The sequence below is a fragment of the Streptomyces sp. NPDC051563 genome, assembly GCF_044454225.1.
Classification (GTDB): domain Bacteria; phylum Actinomycetota; class Actinomycetes; order Streptomycetales; family Streptomycetaceae; genus Streptomyces.
The window spans coordinates 239,689-257,358 of the sequence record NZ_JBITDL010000009.1 but is presented as its reverse complement, the minus strand read 5'-3'; the positions used below and the strand labels follow the sequence as shown (position 1 = coordinate 257,358).

Below are 17,670 nucleotides of genomic sequence, written 5' to 3'. Positions count from 1 at the left end.
CGCCACCATGCACAACCTCGCCATGACACGGTGAAACAGCAGGTCAATCACCACTCCGGCCTGCATAAGACGGACCTTCTGAAACAACCTTTAGGGGGCGCCCCAGTCGAGGCGCAGGACGGCGAGGTCATCGGTGTGCCGGCCGGCGTTGAGGGTCTGGGCCTCCTTGATGAGGCGGTCGATGAAGGCGGCGGGGTCGGCCGGGGGCAGGCTCTCGATGAGGCTGAGCAGCCCGCCGACTTCGAGTCGGCCGGGAGCGGAGCCGTTGTGCCCCTCGGTGAGTCCGTCGGTGTAGAGGGTGAGCGCGCCGGAGCGCGGGAGCGGGATGACGGTGGGCTGCCAGTTGCCGAGTTGCGGAGCGACGCCCAGGGCGATGCCGTGGGTCGCGCGGAGCTCGTGGGTGCCCTCAGCGGTGGTGAGGAGGGGCTCGTGGTGACCGGCGAGGTGAAGGGTGGCGGTACGGGCGTTCTGGTCGAGGGTCAGGAGGGCGCAGGTCGCGAACAGCGGGAGGCTGCCGCGTTCGGCGACGAGGAGGCGCTCCATGAGGTGCAGCAGTTCGGTGCCGCGGTGGCCGCCGAGGACGAGGGAACGCCATGCGATGCGGAGGCAGACGCCGAGGGCGGCGGCGTCCGGGCCGTGTCCGCTGACATCGCCGACCACGGCGTGCAGCAGGCCGTCGCCCTCCTCCACCACGTCGAGGAAATCGCCTCCGAGCAGTGCGCTCTTGGCGCCGGGGAGATAGCGCGTGGTCACGGATATGGCCGACGTGCCCAGGATCGGCTGTGGCAGCAGGCCGCGTTCGAGGCGGGCGTTCTCCTCCGCGCGGAGGCGAACGGCCTGGGCCTCCGCGCTGACGCGTTCGGTCTCGCTGCGGTAGATGGCGTAGCGCACGGTGCGGAGCAGCAGATCCGCGTCGACCTTGCCCTTGACCAGGTAGTCCTGGGCTCCGGCGGCCATGGCGTCGGTGCCCGCCTGCGCTTCGGACAGTCCCGTCAGGACGATGACCGCCGTGTGCGGGGCCAGGTCCCGCACGGTGGTGACCGCCTTGGTGCCGGAGATGTCCGGGAGGTGCAGGTCCAGGAGGATGCAGTCGACGGGGCTGCGGGTGAGTTCGGTGCGGGCCTCGTCCAAGCTCGTCCGCGTGATCAGCTCGAACCGGAGCCCGGTGTCCTCGAGGAGCTCCTCGACGATGAGGGCGTCACCCGCGTCGTCCTCGACGAGCAGGATGCGGTAGGCCGCCCCGGTGGCGCCGGCCGGCGTTTCGGTCATGGCTGCAGCTCCGTGCCGGCGCGCGTCGCCTCCGGCAGCCGGGACGGGCCCGGGCTCTGCGGGGGCTGGGGCGCGAGGGTGAAGGTGACGCGGGTGCCGTCGCGGTGTCCGGGATCGATGCCGATGCTGCCGCCCTGGAACTCGACGATCTTCTTGCACATGGCCAGGCCGATGCCGCTGCCGCTGTAGACGTCCTTGGTATGGAGCCGCTGGAAGATCACGAAGACCTTCTCGACGTACTCGGGCTCGATGCCGATGCCGTTGTCGGTCACCGTGAACCGCCACAGGTCGTCCTCCCTGGCGGCGGTGACGTGGATCACGGGGGCCTGCCCGGGGCGGTGGAACTTGACGGCGTTGCCGATCAGGTTCTGCCAGAGCATGCCCATCTGCGTGGGGTTGGCGGCGATCGTCGGCAGGGAGTCCGAGGTGATCGTGGCACCGGATTCCTCGATGCTCACCTCCAGCGCCGACAAGGTCCGCGCGAGCACCTTGTCGAGGTCGACGTCCTGGGCGTCGTGGTGGACCCGGCCGACGCGGGAGAAGTCGAGGAGGTCGTTGATCAGGGTCTGCATGCGGTTCGCACCGTCGACGGCGTACTCGATGTACTGGTCGGCCTTGGCGTCGAGCTGCCCGCCGTACCGCCGCTGCAGGAGCTGCGTGAAACTGGAGACCTTGCGCAGGGGTTCCTGCAGGTCGTGCGAGGCGACGTAGGCGAACTGCTCCAGCTCGGCGTTGGACCGCTGGAGGTCGGCGGCCTGGGCGTCGAGACGCTGGCGGGCCTCCTCGGTGAAGGCGAGCTCCCGGACGAGACGCCGGCGCATGAAGTCGATCTCCGCACTGAGCCGCCGCAGGTCCGCGGGACCGGTCGGGGTGATGGGGTGGTCGAAATCACCCCCGGCGATGGCCCGCGCGTCCGCCCCGAGCTGTCCCAGGGGCGCTGTGATGCCCCGGCGCAGCGCCTCGAAGATCAGGACCGCCAGCAGGGTGATCACTCCGGCGATCGTGGCGAACAGCCAGTTCCGCAGGGCCATCGTAGCCATCAGGTCGTCCCTCGACTGCATCCGGACGGCGCGCAGCTGTTCCTGCTGCGCGGCCATGGCCGCGCGTACGGCGTCGAAGGTGGTCTTGCCCTCATCGGCGCGTTCCGCGCCCAGCGGGGAAGGCGCGCCCGCCGGTGAGGCGGCGATGGGCCGGGCGATCCGCTCCTGCCACCTCTCCACCGCACTCTGGACGGCATCCAGGTCCTTCATGCCGGCACGGTCGTCGCGGAGCAGTTCCCGCAGCCGCGCGGAGTGCGCCTGCTCGTCGGCGATCCCCTGGCGGTAGGGCTCGAGGAAATCGGGGACGCCGGTGAGGCCGTAGCCGCGGACCCCGGTCTCCTGGTTGAGCATGGCCGACTCGAGGCGGAACGAGAGCGTCAGTGCGGGGGAGCGCGTGTCCACGAGCTCCTTGGTCAGCGAGGCCGTACGTCCGAGCACCCACGCTCCGGCCGACCCGAGGAGGATCAGTACCACCGAGGCTGCGGCCACGCCCACGCGCAGCCAGCGCCTGGTCGTCCAGGTGGCAAGCTTCCGCGCGGGCGGAAGCCCTTGATCGCCGCTCATGCTGTCCACTCCTCCGGAACGGGGCCGCCCTGAAGGGGGTGCGGCCCGCATACTCTAGAGGCAGGACGACAACTCATGTTGTCGCGGGTAGATCTTGGGCCTAAGGTGCCCGGTATGCCAGGCAAGAACTTCGTTTTGCGGACCGACCCGCAGGAGACGGCCGCCGCCGCGGATGCGGCAGTCGCCGGCCTTGCCAGACATCTCGCCCTGCAACTGCTCCAAACCCCCGACCATCCGGCACCGCAAGAGCCCGTTCCGCAAGGGCCGGCGGCGGCGCTGGCCCTGCTGCACCTACTGGATCATCTCCAGAAGGCGACGGAACGCCTCCAGCGCGAGGCGGCCGCCGCCGCGGCCCGCGCAGGAGCCGGATACCCGCAACTGGGCGCCGCATGCGGCATGACCCGTCAGGGTGCACGGCGCCGCTGGCCGGGACTCTTCCACCACTCCGACGAAGCACCCATGGAGCATCCGATGATGACCACCCCCGCCCGGCCCTTCGACGTTCTCCTGGTCGAGGACGACATGGCCGACGCCCTGCTCATCGAGGAAGCACTCTCCGAGCGCGGAGCCCGCAACCTGGTCCAGGTCACCGACGGCGTCGCCGCGCTGGAACACCTGCGTGCCCCCGGCGCCGTCCGCCCCGATCTGATCGTCCTCGACCTCAACATGCCGCGCATGAACGGCCGGGACCTGCTCCGCGTCCTGAAGAACGACGAGGCCTTCCAGACCATCCCCGTGGTCGTCCTGACGACCTCCTCCGCACCCGACGACATCGTCGGCGCCTACAGCGGGCACGCCAACGCGTACGTCACCAAGCCGGTCAACCTCGAGGAATTCGAGAAGGCGGTCCAGAGCATCGACGCGTTCTACCTCGACACGGCGACGCGCCCCCGCATCTGATCCGAGGGATGTGGTCCGCAGAGGCGAGAGGGGGCAGTGGAGCTGTGACAACAGGGCCATCGGGTCACGTGACGGGCCTCAGATCTGCGGATGCCCGACGGGTCGCCCGGGAGGTTCTCGCTGCCCAGGACGTGGGGGAGCGGGTCCTGGACGACGTGCTGACGGTGGTCGCCGAGCTGGTGACCAACGCGATCCGTCATGCGGGCGGGGTCACCGGCTTCCGTGTCCGGTGCCTCCCGGACGCCGTTGCCGTCGAGGTCTCGGACGCCTCCCCGCTGCTGCCCGTCTCACCGGGCACTCCGGCGTCGACGCCGGGAGGCTTCGGCTGGCTCCTGGTCAACAAGCTCGCCCACCGTACGGAGATCCGGACCGGCCGCGAGGGGAAGACGATCACCGCCCACCTTCCTCTGGGCGCTCCGGCCGCGTAGATTCCGGGGCGGTCCAGAACGAGGCGAGGGTGCCCAGGACGAGCCGGCACACCGCGTCGGGGTCCGCCCCGGCGAGGGGCTCGCGCGCGGCGACCGTCCGCATGAGGCCGATGCCCAGAAGCCAGGCCATGGCCAGATCCGCACGCAGGGCTCCGTCCCCCGACGGCGCGAGCCCGGCCAGCACCTTCTGGTACTCCCCGCCGAGCTCCCGCAGCGTTCCGCCGGCCTCGTCCCCCCGGCCGACGGACCGCAGGTACACCTCCAGGGAGCGGTCGGCCCCAGGGGCGCTCCGGGTCAGGATCGAGCGCAGGGCGGTCTCGAACAGCTCCTCGGGCGCGGTCGCGCGCAGCTGCTCCAGGCTCCCCTTGGCCACGACCTCCGTGAGCAGCCCGTGCTTGGAGCCGAAGTAGCGGAACAGCAGGGCCTGGTTGGCTCCGGCCCGCTCGGCTATGGCCCGCACCGTGGTGCGCTCGTAGCCACGCTCCGCGAACAGGTCGGCGGCCGCCTCGAGCAGCCTGAGCCGGGTGGCCGCGGCGTTGCGGGGCCGCTCGGCGGGCTGCGGCCGGGGCGATTCGTTCACAGGTGGTCCTCTCGGAAGGCCCGTCAGGATAACGGCCACAAAGCGTCGTTGACCGGCCGGGTGCCCGGTCCTAGCGTTGTAAGCAGCTGCTTACAACCCAGGAGGCCGACGTGACGAGGACCGGGACCGAGAGCACTCCCTTCGCCTATCCCTTCAACACCCCCGAAGGACTGGGGCTCGCCGAGGAGTACGAGCGCACGCGCCGGCGCCCCGGCCTGTTACGCGTGCAGCTGCCCTACGGGGAAGCGGCCTGGCTGGTCACCCGCTACGCAGATGCGCGCCTCGTGCTGGGCGACCCGCGGTTCAGCCGGGCGATGGGCGCCGAGCGTGACGAGCCCCGCCAGTCCGAGGGCCGCACCGACGCGGGAATCCTGGGCATGGACCCGCCCGACCACACGCGGCTGCGGTCCCTGGTCGCCAAGGCGTTCACCGTCCGCCAGGTCGAGAAGCTCAGGCCCCAGGTACGCGCACTGGCCACCGGGCTGCTCGACGAACTCGAGGCGGCGGGGCCTCCGGCCGATCTCGTCGACCGGTACGCGCTGCCCGTCCCGGTCGCCGTGATCTGCCGCCTGCTCGGCGTGCCGGTCGAGGACCGGCCGCGATTCCGGGTGTGGAGCGACGCCGCCCTGTCGACGAGCTCGCTCACCGCCGAGCAGTTCCATGCCAACCGCGAGGAGCTGCGCGCCTACATGGCGGGCCTGATCGACCTGCACCGCCGCAGCCCGCAGGACGATCTGATGACGGCCCTCATCAATGCCCGCGAGGCGGACGGCGACCGCCTCTCGGAGCTGGAACTCGTCGACCTCTGCGTGGCCGTACTCGTCGCCGGCCACGAGACGACGGCCTCCCAGATCCCCAACTTCGTCCTCACCCTCCTCGACCACCCGGAGCAGCTGGCGCTGCTCCGGAAGGACCCGGCCCTGATCACGAACGCGGTGGAGGAACTGCTGCGGTTCGTCCCGCTGGGCAGCGGCGCGAGCCAGGCCCGGTACGCCACGGAGGACATCGAGGTCGGCGGCACCCTGGTCAGCGCCGGGGATCCGGTGGTGGTGGCCACGGGCGCGGCCAACCGCGACGCACTGCGGTTCACCGCGCCCGGAGTGCTGGACATCGAGCGTCCGGCCGGCCAGCACCTCGGTTTCGGCCACGGCGCCCACCACTGCCTCGGAGCCCCGCTGGCCCGCATGGAGCTTCAGGAGGCCCTGGGCACGCTCCTGCACCGCTTCCCCGGACTTCGGCTCGCGGGCGACGTCACCTGGAAGACCGAGATGCTGGTGCGCGGCCCGCGCGTCATGCCGGTCGCGTGGTGAAGGCCGTGACGTGGACGGTACGGGTCGACCGGCAGCTCTGTCAGGGATCGGGCATCTGCGCGGGGTCGGCCCCGGAGGTGTTCGTACTGGACGAGGACCTGGCACGCCCCCGGGAGGACGGGACCCCGCCCGATGAACGGGTCCTGGACGCGGCCGACATGTGCCCCGCCCAGGCCATCACGGTCCTCGACGGCACCGAAGAGATCGGTCCGCGACCGGACTGATGGGGCTGCCCCCGCCGCACCGCCCGGGCCGGACGCATCTGCGCGGTCGGCCCGGGCGGATGCGGCTCCGGGGCTACAGGTAGCGGCGGATGGGCAGCACCGCGGTCTCCCGGGCGCGCTGCAGTACCGAACGGCGCTTCCAGCGGTCCGGGCGGATCAGTTCGCTGGCCTTGAGGTCTTCGTCGTAGTGCCCGTCGAGGACGGCCGTGAACTTGGCGTCCATGACGGCCAGCATGACCTCCTCGTCGTGGTCGAGGGAGCGGCGGTTGAAGTTCGTGGAGCCGACCAGGGACACCACGCCGTCCATGGTCAGGATCTTCGCGTGCATCATCGTCGGCTGGTACTGGAAGATGCGCACCCCGCAGGAGACCAGTGCCTCGTAGTGGTGCTGGCCGGCGAGCTGGCACACCCGCTTGTCCGTATGGGGCCCGGGAAGGAGGATCTCCACCTCCACGCCGCGGCGTGCCGTGGCGCAGAGCAGGTCGATGAAGTAGGTGTCGGGGGCGAAGTAGGCGGTCGCCAGCCGCACCCGCACCTCGGCCGACTCCAGGACCACGCGCATCAGTGTCTGCATGTCCTGCCAGCCGAAACTGGCCGAACCGCGCACCACCTGCACGATGGCGTCCCCACTGGGCTCGTGGCTGACGAACCGGTCGCGCTCGTCGAAGAGTTCCGTGTGGCACTCCGCCCAGTTCTGGGCGAAGGCGGCCGCGATGCCGTCGACGGCGGGCCCCTGGACCTCGACGTGTGTATCGCGCCACTCCTTGGGGTTGCGGGCGTCACCGCACCATTCCTCGGCGATGCCGACGCCTCCGGTGAAGGCCGTCTGCTCGTCGACCACGAGGACCTTGCGGTGGCAGCGGTGGTTCTGCTTGAGCGGCGAGAGGAGGAGCGGCTTGCGGAACCAGGCGACCTCCACTCCGGCCCCGGTCATCCGGTCCAGGAGGTCCTGCTCTATCAGGCGGCTGCCGAAGCCGTCCAGCAGCAGCCGCACCCGGACTCCCGCACGTGCCCGGTCGGTCAGCGCGTCCGCGAAACGCCGGGCGATGTCGCCCCGCCAGTAGACGAAGGTCATCATGTCGACGGTGTGCCGGGCACCGCTGATCGCGTCCAGCATCGCGGTGAAGATCGCATCCCCGTTGCGCAGGGGCCGCACGCTGTTGCCCTCGGTCGCGGCGATGCCGATGAGCCGCTCCAGACGCCGGCGTATGCGGCGGATCCGTTCGTCCGTGTCGCTGCCGTCGGCCGCCGCAGCGGTGGCACCGCTGATCCGCTGCGTACTGTCAGTCATACCGGCACTCCTCGATCGGGTCATTGGCGCTCAGGACCCTATCCGACGGTTCCGGGGATCCTCCCCCGGGACCGGGCTCACCCGCGCCGAGCACAACTTCGGGCCGGTTCGGCCCGCGCTCCGCGCATCATCGGGCCCCGACGGGCCACAAGCACCTCATGAAAAGAAGTCGAGGTCCCTCGGTGCGCGGTGCGTGGCCGCTGCTCCTCCTCCCCGTCCAGGCCGCCCTCATGGTCGGCTTGGGACGCCTGGTCACCGGGCCGGCGGCCGGCAGCCCGCCGCTGTCGGAGGAGGGCTCGGCCAGCCGGGACCTGGTGGAGCGCCGCGGTGAAGTCGGCAACGCGGTCTCGGAGTTCTTCTCCCTGCTGGCGAGCACGCAGGTGGTCATCGGCGTGACGCTGGTCTGCATCGTCGGCCTGCTCGTGCTTCCCCGCCGGCCGCTCCGGACCGAAGCGCTCTTCCTCGGAGCCTCCGTCGCCGTGCAGTCGGCGGTGTTCCTGCTGGTGACCTCCTTCGTCGACCGCCCCCGTCCCGACGTACCGCACCTGGACGTGGCGCCGCCGACGTCGAGCTTCCCCTCCGGACACGTCGGGGCGTCCGTCGCCCTCTACGGGGGCCTCGCCGTCATCGCCGTGCTGCGGATGCGCGGCCCCTGGCGGCACGCCGTGGCGGGAGCACTGTTCCTGATGCCCGCGGCCGTCGCCCTGGCGCGGATGTACCGGGGCATGCACTACGCCAGCGACGTCGTCGGCGGCCTGATCAACGGCACGGCCACCCTGCTGATCATCGGGTTCGCGCTCTTGTACGGGCGCGGATCCACCCCGGCACCGGCCCGCACCGAGCGGCCCGTCCCGGTCCCGGCCACTCGCACCGACGATCCCGTCATCGTGGTGCGCCACCCGCACGGCTGCCCCGAACAGCTCGCGGGCCGGCTGGACGCCGTGCTCCGCGGCCACGGCTACCGCGACGTGCACTGGATCCCGACCTCCGCCGAACGCGCCTGCGGCACCCTGGCCGAGGAACTCACCGCCGTCCGGCCCGCCCTCGTGGTGGTCTGCGGGGGCGACGGCACCCTGCGCGCCTGCGCCGACGTCCTGGCCGGCACCGGGACCCCGCTGGCCCTGGTGCCCTGCGGCACCGGCAACCTCTTCGCCCGCAACCTCGGGCTCCCGATGGACCCGGTCGACGCCCTCGAAGCGTCCCTGGCCGGCGACAGCTTCGGCATCGACGTCGGCCGGGTCCGCGGAGACGGCCTCGCACCGACCCGGTTCACCGTCATGGCCGGCGCCGGGTTCGACGCCGCCATGGTCCGGGACGCCTCCCCGCGGCTCAAGTCGCACATGGGCTGGGCCGCGTACGTCCTGTCGGCAGTGCGGCACCTGAACGATCCCGGTGTGCGGCTGACGGTGCGCATCGACGGCGGCCGCCGCCGGCGGCGCACCGCCCGCATGGTCGTCATCGGAAACGTGGGCACCCTCCAGGGCGGCCTGCCGCTCCTGCCGACGGCCCGGCCGGACAGCGGACGCCTGGAGGTGGTGCTGTTCGACCCGCAGGGCCCGGCCGGATGGTTCACCGCGGCCGGCCACCTCGCCTCGCGCCTCCTGGGCCGCGGCGGACCGGCGCCCACCGGAGCGGAGGCCGTCGGGGAGCCCGGCGGCGGGACGGCGGGGCACCACGAAGCCGGGGGAGCGCTGGAGTACTTCACCGCCACCCGGATCGAGGTCCGCTGCGCCGCGCCCCAGCCGCGCGAACTGGACGGCGACGCCGTGCGCGACGGCCTCCGCCTCACCGCGGAGGTCGAACCGGGCGCCCTCAGGATGTACCTGCCCCGCGCACCCGGGGCTCCCGACACCGCCGAGGAGGCCGGTGCGCGCTCCGACCGGGCCGCGCCCCTTCCGTCGGTTTCCGGCCCGACGCCTTGAGGCGGGGCCGTCCGCGTACGGGTTCCGGGCCCTGTACACCCGGCGGGCCGGGGCGGGCTGGTTCCCCGGGTCAGACGGGTCCGGGACGGATCCGCAGGTTTCGTAGGCTCCACGAGAAGGCAGGAACGCGATGGGCACGGCGCGGCGGGTACCGCAGCAGCACGACGTCAGCGGTGAGGAACTGTCCGCCGACGAGGCGTGGACGGCGCTGCGGCGCTACGGCGGCTGGCACCTCGCACGCGACTCCTTCGTGCGGTTCCGCTACGCGGACGGCTTCAGCCACGCCCGCGCGCTCGCCCTCCAGACGGTCCTGTCCATCGTCCCGCTGGCCATCGCCGCCGTCGGGCTGTCCGGCGTCCTGCACACCGAGGACGCGGGCCGCGTCATCGAGCTCACCATCCGCGGCCTGACCAGCGGGCCCGGCCAGGCCGTCGTGGACGATGCGCTCAGCGAGAGCAGACGTCACGCCGGCGACGGCGGCCAGGCCGCACTGTGGCTGGGCCTGCTGTTCTCACTGGTCAACGTCACCACGAGCCTGTGCCAGGTCGAACGGGGAGCCAACCGGATATACGGCAACGAGCGGGACCGGCCCTTCCTCGGGAAGTACACCCGCGGCCTGGTGATGTCGGCGCTCGCGGGCCTGCCCCTCGGCCTCAGCTTCATCCTCACCGTGATCGGCACCCACCTCACCCACGCACTGGGCGAGGTCTACCGGCTCTCTCCCGCCACGGTGCGGGCCTGGGAGGTGCTGCGCTGGCCCGTCGGCATCCTGCTCGCCGTCCTCGCCACCAGCGCGATCTTCCGCCTCTCCCCGCGCCGCCGTCAGCCCGGCTACACCTGGCTGGCCTTCGGGGCCGTGGTCTACCTGGTGCTGTGGATCCTGGCGACCTGGGGCCTGAGCTTCTACATCAGCGAAAGCAGCTCGTTCACCAGTGTCTACGGGCCCCTCAGCGCGATCGTGTCGCTGCTGCTCTGGTCCTACCTCACCTCGATGGCGCTCTTCCTCGGACTCTCCTTCGCAGCCCAGCTGGAAGCGGTACGGGCGGGCGTGCACGAGCCGGTCACGGCCGACCCCGGCGTCTGAAGCCCCCACCGGCCCCCTCCTTCGTCCCTCGACCCCTCATCGGCGGCCGGAGTCCGCCACCGGCCCACGAAAGGAACCCGGCACCATGGCACGGCGCACAGAAGGTCCCCGACGACGCCCCTTGCGGAGCCTGCTGAAGCGGCACGCCGGGCCGGACGCCACCTTCGGCGCGAGACTCCTGCTCGCCGCGGCCGCGACCGCCCTGGCCTCCGTGCCCTTCGCGCTCGCCCTGGTCCTGGTGGAGTCCCAATGGCCTCCGCTGCACCGGCTGGACCGGGCGACCGCCGAGCACCTGCACGCCTCCGCCCTCGCCCACCCCGAGGCGGTGCGCTTCCTGCGCATCCTCTCGGAGGCGGTGTGGGATCCGGTGACCATGCGCCTGCTGGTGGCCGTGCTCGTGGCGTGGCTCGTGAGCCGGCGGGCCTGGCGGCTCGCGGCCTGGGCCGGGGTCACGGCGGTCGCGGGCGGCCTGATCGGGCTTCTGGCCAAGACCGCCGTGGAGCGTGCCCGCCCGCACCTGCCGGATCCCGTGGCCCACGCGCCCGGCTTCTCCTTCCCTTCCGGGCACGCGATGACGGCGACGACCTCCTGCGCCGTCCTGCTGCTCGTCCTGCTGCCCATGGTGCCGCCCAAGTGGCGCCCGCTGCCCTGGGTGCTCGCGCTGATCACCGTGGTGGGCGTCGGCTACACGCGCGTGGCCCTGGGGGTCCACTGGGTCAGCGACGTCGTCGGCGGCTGGCTCCTGGGGCTCGCCGTGGTCACCGCGACGACACTGGTCTTCGAAGCCTGGCGGGCCGACACCGGACGCCGTCCCACGACGGTCACCGAGGGCCTGGAACCGGAACTCACGGACCCCGAACCCGAAGCGTCCCCGGCAGGAACGGAAGGCCCCACCGGCTCCGCCGCCGCGTGAGCGGGGTTCCTGCGCCGCGACCCGGGTCAGCCGAGGCGGGATGCGAGGGGGGATGCGAGCGGGGATGCGAGGGGGGATGCGAGCGGGGATGCGAGGGGGGATCCGAGCCGGGATCCGAGCCGGGACCTCATCTCGACGACGGCCCGGCGTACGTCCTCGGGCGGCTCCGTGTCGTCGAGCAGCCCGAGGAGCACCATCAACGCCCGTGCCTCGTCCGCGCTGATCAGCTTCAGGCGCGGCTCGGTCACCCCGTCGAGCAGCACGTCCAGGAGTTCCAGGGTCTCGTCCATGCCCGAAACAACGCCGCACGGGGCCCGGACGTCACCCTGGGCCTCGCACCGCGGCCCCGTCCGGCCGCATCTCCGCATGGAATTCCTGCGGGTGAGCAGAAGCGAGGCAACGAGCCGCCCACCCCTTGGAAGGCATGGACGATGGCAGACGACACACGGACGGGGAACGTCTCCCTGGACGGCATTTCCGATGGCGAGCAGATCATCGCCGCACTGGACAGACTTCCCGCACCCATGGTCGTGGCGCTGAAACAGTTGATGGTCTCGCTCGGTTTCCCGGCGTCGGGCACCGTCAACGAGATGCCTCCCGGGGTTGCCCCGGCGCTGACCGCGGTCGCGGACGCGTACTGCGGGAGCACCGCGGGAGGGCAGGGGACGGGTCCGCTCCCTGGGGGGACTCCGACCTTCCCGAGTACGCCGCCGCTCCCTCCACCGCCGCCCGGTGTGATCACCGGCTAGACGCGGCGGCCCCGTTACCGGGAACAGCCCACGGCAGCGGGGTTCGAGGGATCGCAGTTGCCGGGGTTGTTGTCCGCGATCGTGGTGTGGTTGAGGGTGACGTTCCCGCCGTTGTTGTGGAGACCGGCGGGGGCGTGGGCCGAGGTGTTGCGGGTGACGCGGGAGTCGTTGAGCGTCGCGTCGCCCTGGTTGTGAAGGCCGCCGCCGGTTCCTTGAGTGACGGCGTTCCCGTCGATGTCGGTGTTGCGGGTGCTGAGCGTTCCGAAGTTGTAGATGCCGCCACCGGAGAAGCTCGCGGTGTTGCCGCGGATGCTGGTCTGGACGTTGGTGGTGAGCGTGCCGAAGTTGGCGATGCCCCCGCCCGTTCTGGCGTCGTTGCCGCGGATCTGGCTGTCGGTGATGGTCGCGGAGAAGGTGTTGGTGTGGATGGCCCCGCCCAGGCCCTGTGCCTCGTTGCCGGTGAGGACGCTCGTTGCCAGCGCGAAGGGTGAAGAGATGCTGCTGTGCGAGATCGCTCCGCCGTTGCCACCGGTGTCGGGGCCGGTGGAGTTGTTGGTGAAGACGCTCCGGTCCACGCGCGTGGTGCCGCTGCTCAGGATGGCACCGCCGTTCCCGGCTTCGGCGTTGTTGCCGTTGAAGTAGGAACCCACGACGCGCAGGGTCCCGTTGTTGTTGTTGACGGCGCCGCCTCCGTTGCCGGCGGTGTTGCCGATCAGACGCGTGTTGCTGAGGGAAGCAACGGTGTTGAATCCCAGCTGGATGGCGCCGCCTTGGGTACCTCCTCCGGCCCTGCCGTTGATGAGGACGAGGTCCCGGAGCGTCAGGTTCGCCACGGTGGCAGGGGGGAGGCTGAAGAAGCGGAACTCGTTGTCGGTCCGGTCGTCGCGGGTGATGGTGGCGTCGTGCCCGTTGATGGTGATGGAGCTGGTGATCTGGGGGAGCGCGGCCTGGCCGGGGCCGGCGACCTGCTCAGTGAAGGTGTAGGTGCACTCGCGGGCGAGGTTGAGGGTGTCCGGCGTGGCAGGGGTGCTGTTGGCCGTGTTGATGGCCTGGACGAGGGCGGCGGGGGAGCAGGCGACGTTGATGCCGGCGGCGTGAGCGGGGGCGGCGGCCAGGCCGGCGAGGGTGAGGGCGCATGCGGGCGCGGCGAGCAAGGTAGCGGCCTGGCGGGAGCGGCGCAGTGGCCTCATCGTCTGACTCCTATTCGGGGGCGACGCCGGGGGTGATTCGATCATTGTTTACATCAGATCAACATCCAATCTTTTCGGGACACACCGGCCATATGGTGCAGGTTCCTTCGGTCTGCCCTCCGCCCTCGGCCACCGCCCCAGGGTGGCGCCGAACCGTCTGAACGGCAGCGTCCGCTGACCGGGCATCGGCTGGAGTGTCGGCCGTAACTGGCTGGCAGGTGCATGACCAAAGGGCGAGGTTCGCGGCTACGTTCTTAGGGCTCCGGAGGGGCGGCTGCCCGAACGTGCGGCGACAGGCGGGCGGTGGCGGCGGCGTCTCCACGGCCCCGGCCCCGTCGAGGGGCCGGTCCCCCACATGAAGGAAGACGACCATGTCCCTGAGCACCTGGCTGAAGGCCGGCACCTCCGCCGCCGCGATGGTTCTCGCGGCGGCGACGGCCGCGACCGCGGCACCTGTGACCTCGGCACCCGCGCCCGCACCGGACGCCTCCGCAGCGGTGGTGACGCTCCGTTATGACGACAGCCAGGCCGGCGGCTGGGAAGCGGCCATCACGGCCGGTGTCGCTTCCTGGAACGCGAACGTCGGCAACGTCCGGCTGACGAAGGCCGCTCCCGGGGTCCGGGCCGAGATCGTCATCGTGGCCACCACCGGCTGGCCGCAGGCCACCCTCGGTCCGGTCCGCCCCGGGCGGCAGGTACGCGTCGAACTCGGCGCGCAGGCCGTGAGCGACGGGTACAACAAGACGCGCATCGCGGCCCACGAGCTCGGCCACAGCCTGGGTCTCCCGGACACCAAGCCGGGGCCGTGCTCCCAGCTGATGTCAGGGTCCAGTGCCGGAACGGCCTGCACCAACGCCGTGCCCAACGCGACCGAGCGGTCCCGCGTGCAGAACGCGTACGCGAACGGCCTCGCGGCGGCCGTGCCGAGCGGCAACCGGGTGCTCGTCGACGCCCCCTGACCGGCGTACCCGTGGACGGAGCCACCCCACGGCCGTCCACGGGTGGCCGTCACATTTGCGGAGGCGGTCCTGTCGGAACGGGCGCGACCCCGAAGACCCGACGAACCGAACACGAGGTTACCGGGGGGTAGTCTCGGGGCGAGCCGGAGCGATAGCATCCGGTCCCGTGAAGGGGGAACCATGCCTCGTACGCTGACGGTCTCCGACAGCATCGTCGTCCACGCCCGGCCCTCAGAGGTCTACCGGCGCGTGTCCGATCCCGCACGGATGGGGGAGTGGAGCCCGGAGAACCTCGGTGCCACCGTGCACGACGGCACCGGCGAGCCGAGCGTCGGGATGGTCTTCGACGGCCGCAACAAACGCGGCGCCTTCCGCTGGACCACCCGGTGCACCGTGACGGCCCTCGAACAGGACAGGCTGTTCCGCTTCCGGGTGCATGCCATCGGTGTCACCCGGCCGCGGCTGCGCGGTCCCATCGCCACCTGGGAGTACCGCTTCGAGCCCGTTCCGGAGGGAACCCGGGTGACCGAGACGTGGACCGACGACCGCCGGTCGTGGCCGGACTTCGTGGCGAACGCCTTCGACCGGGTCGCGACGCGCGGCAGCGTCTTCGCCGACTTCCAGCGCAGGAACATCGGCACGACCCTGCGCAACCTCAAGAAGGCCCTGGAAACCGGCTGAATCGCCGACGTCGCTGCCTTACCGGCCGATCAGGCCAGGCCCGCTTCGATGGCCCGCCGGACGGCGGCCGCCCGGTCCGGGATGCCTGCTTTGGCGAAGAGATTGTTGATGTGGGTCTTCACGGTGGCCTCGCTGACGAAGAGCTTCTCGGCGATCCCCCGGTTGGGCAGCCCCTGGCCGATCAGCGCGAGGACCTCGCGTTCCCGGCGCGTGAGGTCCTCGGGCAGCGCGGATCCGGATCCCGGCGCGGGGGCGTTCGTGACCGCGGCCGTGCTCCTGACGGTGGCGAGCAGCCGGTCCTGCACTTCGCGGTCGAGTACGGACTGACCCGCGGCGGCGGCCCGGATGGCGCGGGTGATGTCCTTGCGTCCCGCGTTCTTCGTCAGGTATCCGCGGGCTCCGGCGCCCAGTGCGCCCAGGATCGACTCGTCGTCGGCGAAGGTGGTGAGCACGACCACCGCCACCTGCGGGTACTGCTCGCCCAGCCGGCGGGTCGTCTCGATCCCGTCCATGACGGGCATCCTGAGGTCCATCAGCACGACGTCCACCGGCCCGGCGGCGACGGCCGCCAGCACCTCCGTCCCGTCGGCGGCGGCCGCCACCACGTCGATGTCCTCGGCGAGGCCCAGTACCGCGGCGAGCGGCTCCCGGACGGCGGCCTGGTCGTCGGCCACGACAACCCTCAACCTGCGGGGTTCCTCGATCGGTTCGCTCATCCCGGGATCAACGCCTCCACGTGCCATCCGCCTTGCTCCGGTCCTTCGGTGACCGGGCCGGCGGTGACGGTTCCATTGAGCAGTGCGACGCGTTCGCGCATTCCGATCAGGCCCATCCCGCTTCCCGTCCCCGCGTCGGCCGGGCGGGTGCCGGGGCCGTTGTGGATCCCCAGTGTCACCGATGCGGCAGCGAACCCGAGCTCCACGCGGACGGCGCCCCCCGGCGCGTGCCGGGCGGAGTTGGTCAGGGCCTCCTGGGCGATCCGCAGGAGGTTCTGGGTCACCCGGGCGGGGAGTTCACGTACCGTACCGGTCACGGTGAGGCCGGCGTGGCCGCCCGCGGATCCGACCATCGCGGTCAGGCTCTCCACGAGCGGCAAAGCGTCCTCGCGCAGCGCGTGCACGGTCCACTGGGCCTGCTTCAGGCTTTCCCTGACCAGCGCGTGGGCCTTGGCATTGGCTTCCCGGACCTTCTCCAGGTCGCCGGTGTCGATCAACGCGTCGGCCAGTTCCAGCTGCATGTTGATCCCGGCCAGCGAGTGCGCCAGCACGTCGTGCACGTCCCGGGCGATCCGGCCGCGTTCGCTCAGCACGGCCGTCCGCGCCTCGGCCCGGGCGGCGCGCTCGGCGGACTCGGACGCCGCGAGCGCCGCCCGCACCGCCCGGCGCTGGCTGCGGTTGAGGATGCCGACCAGCACCGGAGTGCCGGTGGCCAGGCCGAGCAGCCACGGCAGCTGCTGCTGCCCCGGCCCGGCACCGAGGAGGATGGCGCCGGTGCAGAGCGCGCTGCAGAGTCCCGCGAGCGCCAGGGCCCACTTGGTCTCCAGCCGGTATCCGGCGTGGCCGGCCAGGAAGAACGCGAAGAGGTAGGCCGTACCGCTGCTGCTGACGCCGATCAGGGCGGCCGCGGCGATGACCCCGCCGGTCAGCCAGGCGCCGGCGAACCGCTGGGTCGTTGCGTTCTCGGGCAGGCCCCGGGCCAGCAGGGCGGCCACGCTGACCACGAAGAGGACGGCGCCGGCCAGCCCCCGGCCGCTGAAGCCCATGGGCCGGATCGTCACGGCTCCGACGACGACGACCGCCAGGGTCAGGGCCCACCGCACCCTCGGGTCCTGTCCCGGAACCGGACGCACCTCCGCCTCCGGGGACGGTGCCGTTCCCGGAGGCGGAGGGGTCTTCGTCGGAGGCATGGGCAGAAGATACTGCACGGTCACACCGTACGGTTGAGCGCGGGCGCGGGGCGGGTCACCAGGTGGCCGCGGCTCCGGATGAAGATCGTCGCCAGCCGCGTGACCACTTCGGTGAGTGCCATCAGGACGAACGCCGCCACCCAGGCCTTGTCGCTGGTGATCTGGTGCGCGGCGCTGAACCGGGCGACGTCGGCGGCGCCGCCGCCGTGCTCGACCCACAGCTGGAAGCCCATCCGCGCCCCCATGCCCACGATCCACAGGACCGCCGCCACTGCACCGGCCTTGATCAGGACGTGCTCCCCGACGGTACGGACCCGGGTGTAGACACCGCCCGCGATGCCGAGCACGGCGCCCACGGCAACCAGGACCGCGATCAGCACCAGGTCGTTGCCGGCGGTGGGGATGGTGTCCAGGTAGGAGTAGGCCACGAAGGCCACGATGCCCAGCGGGATCAGGAAGGTCTTGAGGTCGAGGCGGCCTTCCCGAAGCTGCCGGAAGACGATCAGGAGGAGGGCGATGTCGGTGATCCACTCGGTCGTTGTCATGCCCTCAAGCCTGCTGCGAAACGGCTCCCGACACCTGGACCCAGGGGTGGAGAGCCGGGTGGAGATCCACGGCTCCCCTCACTCCACCCCGTACCCCCCTCGCCGCCGCGCCCCG

General features: G+C 71.6%; 19 protein-coding genes. 10 read left to right on the top strand and 9 right to left on the bottom strand.

Features of this window, described 5'->3' with window-relative positions; all coding sequences use genetic code 11:
* Positions 1–90: 90 nt before the first annotated feature.
* Positions 91–1,269, bottom strand: a complete 1,179-nt coding sequence (locus tag ACIA8F_RS13695) for a PP2C family protein-serine/threonine phosphatase (protein WP_399378502.1) — start codon at positions 1,267–1,269, stop codon at positions 91–93.
* Positions 1,266–2,873 (bottom strand): CHASE3 domain-containing protein, encoded by a 1,608-nt coding sequence (locus ACIA8F_RS13690; protein WP_399378501.1) that lies wholly within the window; start codon positions 2,871–2,873, stop codon positions 1,266–1,268. Before ACIA8F_RS13690 ends, ACIA8F_RS13695 begins: the two co-directional genes overlap by 4 nt.
* Before the next feature lie 114 nt (positions 2,874–2,987).
* Between ACIA8F_RS13690 and ACIA8F_RS13685 the strand changes: the two genes are divergently transcribed.
* Both ACIA8F_RS13685 and ACIA8F_RS13680 read left to right on the top strand, forming a co-directional pair.
* Entirely contained in the window at positions 2,988–3,773 is a 786-nt protein-coding gene (locus ACIA8F_RS13685) for a response regulator (protein ID WP_399378500.1), read from the top strand.
* Between the two features lie 131 nt (positions 3,774–3,904).
* Positions 3,905–4,201 carry an ATP-binding protein gene (locus ACIA8F_RS13680; RefSeq protein WP_399378499.1) on the top strand — a complete coding sequence of 99 codons (297 nt, stop codon included), beginning with the start codon at positions 3,905–3,907 and terminating at the stop codon, positions 4,199–4,201.
* Here ACIA8F_RS13680 and ACIA8F_RS13675 read toward each other — a convergent pair.
* On the bottom strand, positions 4,164–4,781 hold the full coding sequence (locus tag ACIA8F_RS13675; protein ID WP_399378498.1) for a TetR/AcrR family transcriptional regulator: 618 nt from the start codon (positions 4,779–4,781) through the stop codon (positions 4,164–4,166). The genes ACIA8F_RS13680 and ACIA8F_RS13675 overlap by 38 nt on opposite strands.
* Positions 4,782–4,891: 110 nt before the next feature.
* Between ACIA8F_RS13675 and ACIA8F_RS13670 the strand changes: the two genes are divergently transcribed.
* Together ACIA8F_RS13670 and ACIA8F_RS13665 are read left to right on the top strand one after the other, a co-directional pair.
* A complete protein-coding gene (locus tag ACIA8F_RS13670; protein ID WP_399378497.1) occupies positions 4,892–6,091 on the top strand; it encodes a cytochrome P450 in 1,200 nt (399 codons plus the stop codon).
* Positions 6,092–6,096: 5 nt separating this feature from the next.
* Entirely contained in the window at positions 6,097–6,315 is a 219-nt protein-coding gene (locus tag ACIA8F_RS13665; RefSeq protein WP_399378496.1) for a ferredoxin, read from the top strand.
* Positions 6,316–6,388: 73 nt separating this feature from the next.
* On the opposite strand, the gene ACIA8F_RS13660 is transcribed toward ACIA8F_RS13665, so the two are convergent.
* On the bottom strand, positions 6,389–7,606 hold the full coding sequence (locus tag ACIA8F_RS13660) for a phosphatidylserine/phosphatidylglycerophosphate/cardiolipin synthase family protein (RefSeq protein ID WP_399378495.1): 1,218 nt from the start codon (positions 7,604–7,606) through the stop codon (positions 6,389–6,391).
* A 158-nt stretch (positions 7,607–7,764) separates the two neighbouring features.
* On the opposite strand from ACIA8F_RS13660, the gene ACIA8F_RS13655 reads away from it, so the two are divergent.
* The 3 genes from ACIA8F_RS13655 (at position 7,765) to ACIA8F_RS13645 (ending at position 11,525) form a co-directional block, all read left to right on the top strand.
* The gene (locus ACIA8F_RS13655; protein ID WP_399378494.1) at positions 7,765–9,528 is read left to right on the top strand and encodes a diacylglycerol kinase family protein; all 1,764 of its coding nucleotides are present in this window, start codon (positions 7,765–7,767) and stop codon (positions 9,526–9,528) included.
* Positions 9,529–9,658: 130 nt separating this feature from the next.
* Positions 9,659–10,612: a YihY/virulence factor BrkB family protein gene (locus ACIA8F_RS13650; RefSeq protein WP_399378493.1), complete on the top strand. Its 954-nt coding sequence runs from the start codon at positions 9,659–9,661 to the stop codon at positions 10,610–10,612.
* An 85-nt stretch (positions 10,613–10,697) separates the two neighbouring features.
* A complete protein-coding gene (locus ACIA8F_RS13645) occupies positions 10,698–11,525 on the top strand; it encodes a phosphatase PAP2 family protein (protein WP_399378492.1) in 828 nt (275 codons plus the stop codon).
* Positions 11,526–11,551: 26 nt separating this feature from the next.
* On the opposite strand, the gene ACIA8F_RS13640 is transcribed toward ACIA8F_RS13645, so the two are convergent.
* Complete coding sequence (locus ACIA8F_RS13640; protein WP_399378491.1) at positions 11,552–11,815, bottom strand: hypothetical protein; 264 nt, start codon at positions 11,813–11,815, stop codon at positions 11,552–11,554.
* Positions 11,816–11,956: 141 nt separating this feature from the next.
* Between ACIA8F_RS13640 and ACIA8F_RS13635 the strand changes: the two genes are divergently transcribed.
* Positions 11,957–12,274 carry a hypothetical protein gene (locus ACIA8F_RS13635; RefSeq protein WP_399378490.1) on the top strand — a complete coding sequence of 106 codons (318 nt, stop codon included), beginning with the start codon at positions 11,957–11,959 and terminating at the stop codon, positions 12,272–12,274.
* Between the two features lie 14 nt (positions 12,275–12,288).
* On the opposite strand, the gene ACIA8F_RS13630 is transcribed toward ACIA8F_RS13635, so the two are convergent.
* Positions 12,289–13,464, bottom strand: coding sequence for a hypothetical protein (locus ACIA8F_RS13630; RefSeq protein ID WP_399378489.1), 1,176 nt, complete (start codon positions 13,462–13,464; stop codon positions 12,289–12,291).
* A 371-nt stretch (positions 13,465–13,835) separates the two neighbouring features.
* Here ACIA8F_RS13630 and ACIA8F_RS13625 point away from each other — a divergent pair, with 371 nt between their 5' ends.
* A complete protein-coding gene (locus tag ACIA8F_RS13625; RefSeq protein WP_399378488.1) occupies positions 13,836–14,423 on the top strand; it encodes a snapalysin family zinc-dependent metalloprotease in 588 nt (195 codons plus the stop codon).
* A gap of 180 nt (positions 14,424–14,603) precedes the next feature.
* On the top strand, positions 14,604–15,104 hold the full coding sequence (locus tag ACIA8F_RS13620) for an SRPBCC family protein (RefSeq protein ID WP_399378487.1): 501 nt from the start codon (positions 14,604–14,606) through the stop codon (positions 15,102–15,104).
* A 29-nt stretch (positions 15,105–15,133) separates the two neighbouring features.
* Here the strand turns inward: ACIA8F_RS13620 and ACIA8F_RS13615 are convergent, their stop codons facing one another.
* The 3 genes from ACIA8F_RS13615 to ACIA8F_RS13605 all read right to left on the bottom strand — a co-directional run bounded on the left by ACIA8F_RS13615 (position 15,134) and on the right by ACIA8F_RS13605 (position 17,555).
* Positions 15,134–15,820, bottom strand: a complete 687-nt coding sequence (locus ACIA8F_RS13615) for a response regulator (protein WP_399378486.1) — start codon at positions 15,818–15,820, stop codon at positions 15,134–15,136.
* Complete coding sequence (locus tag ACIA8F_RS13610; protein WP_399378485.1) at positions 15,817–16,923, bottom strand: sensor histidine kinase; 1,107 nt, start codon at positions 16,921–16,923, stop codon at positions 15,817–15,819. The genes ACIA8F_RS13615 and ACIA8F_RS13610 overlap by 4 nt, the downstream gene beginning before the upstream one ends.
* A 107-nt stretch (positions 16,924–17,030) precedes the next feature.
* Positions 17,031–17,555: a hypothetical protein gene (locus ACIA8F_RS13605; protein WP_399378484.1), complete on the bottom strand. Its 525-nt coding sequence runs from the start codon at positions 17,553–17,555 to the stop codon at positions 17,031–17,033.
* Between the last annotated feature and the right edge of the window lie 115 nt (positions 17,556–17,670).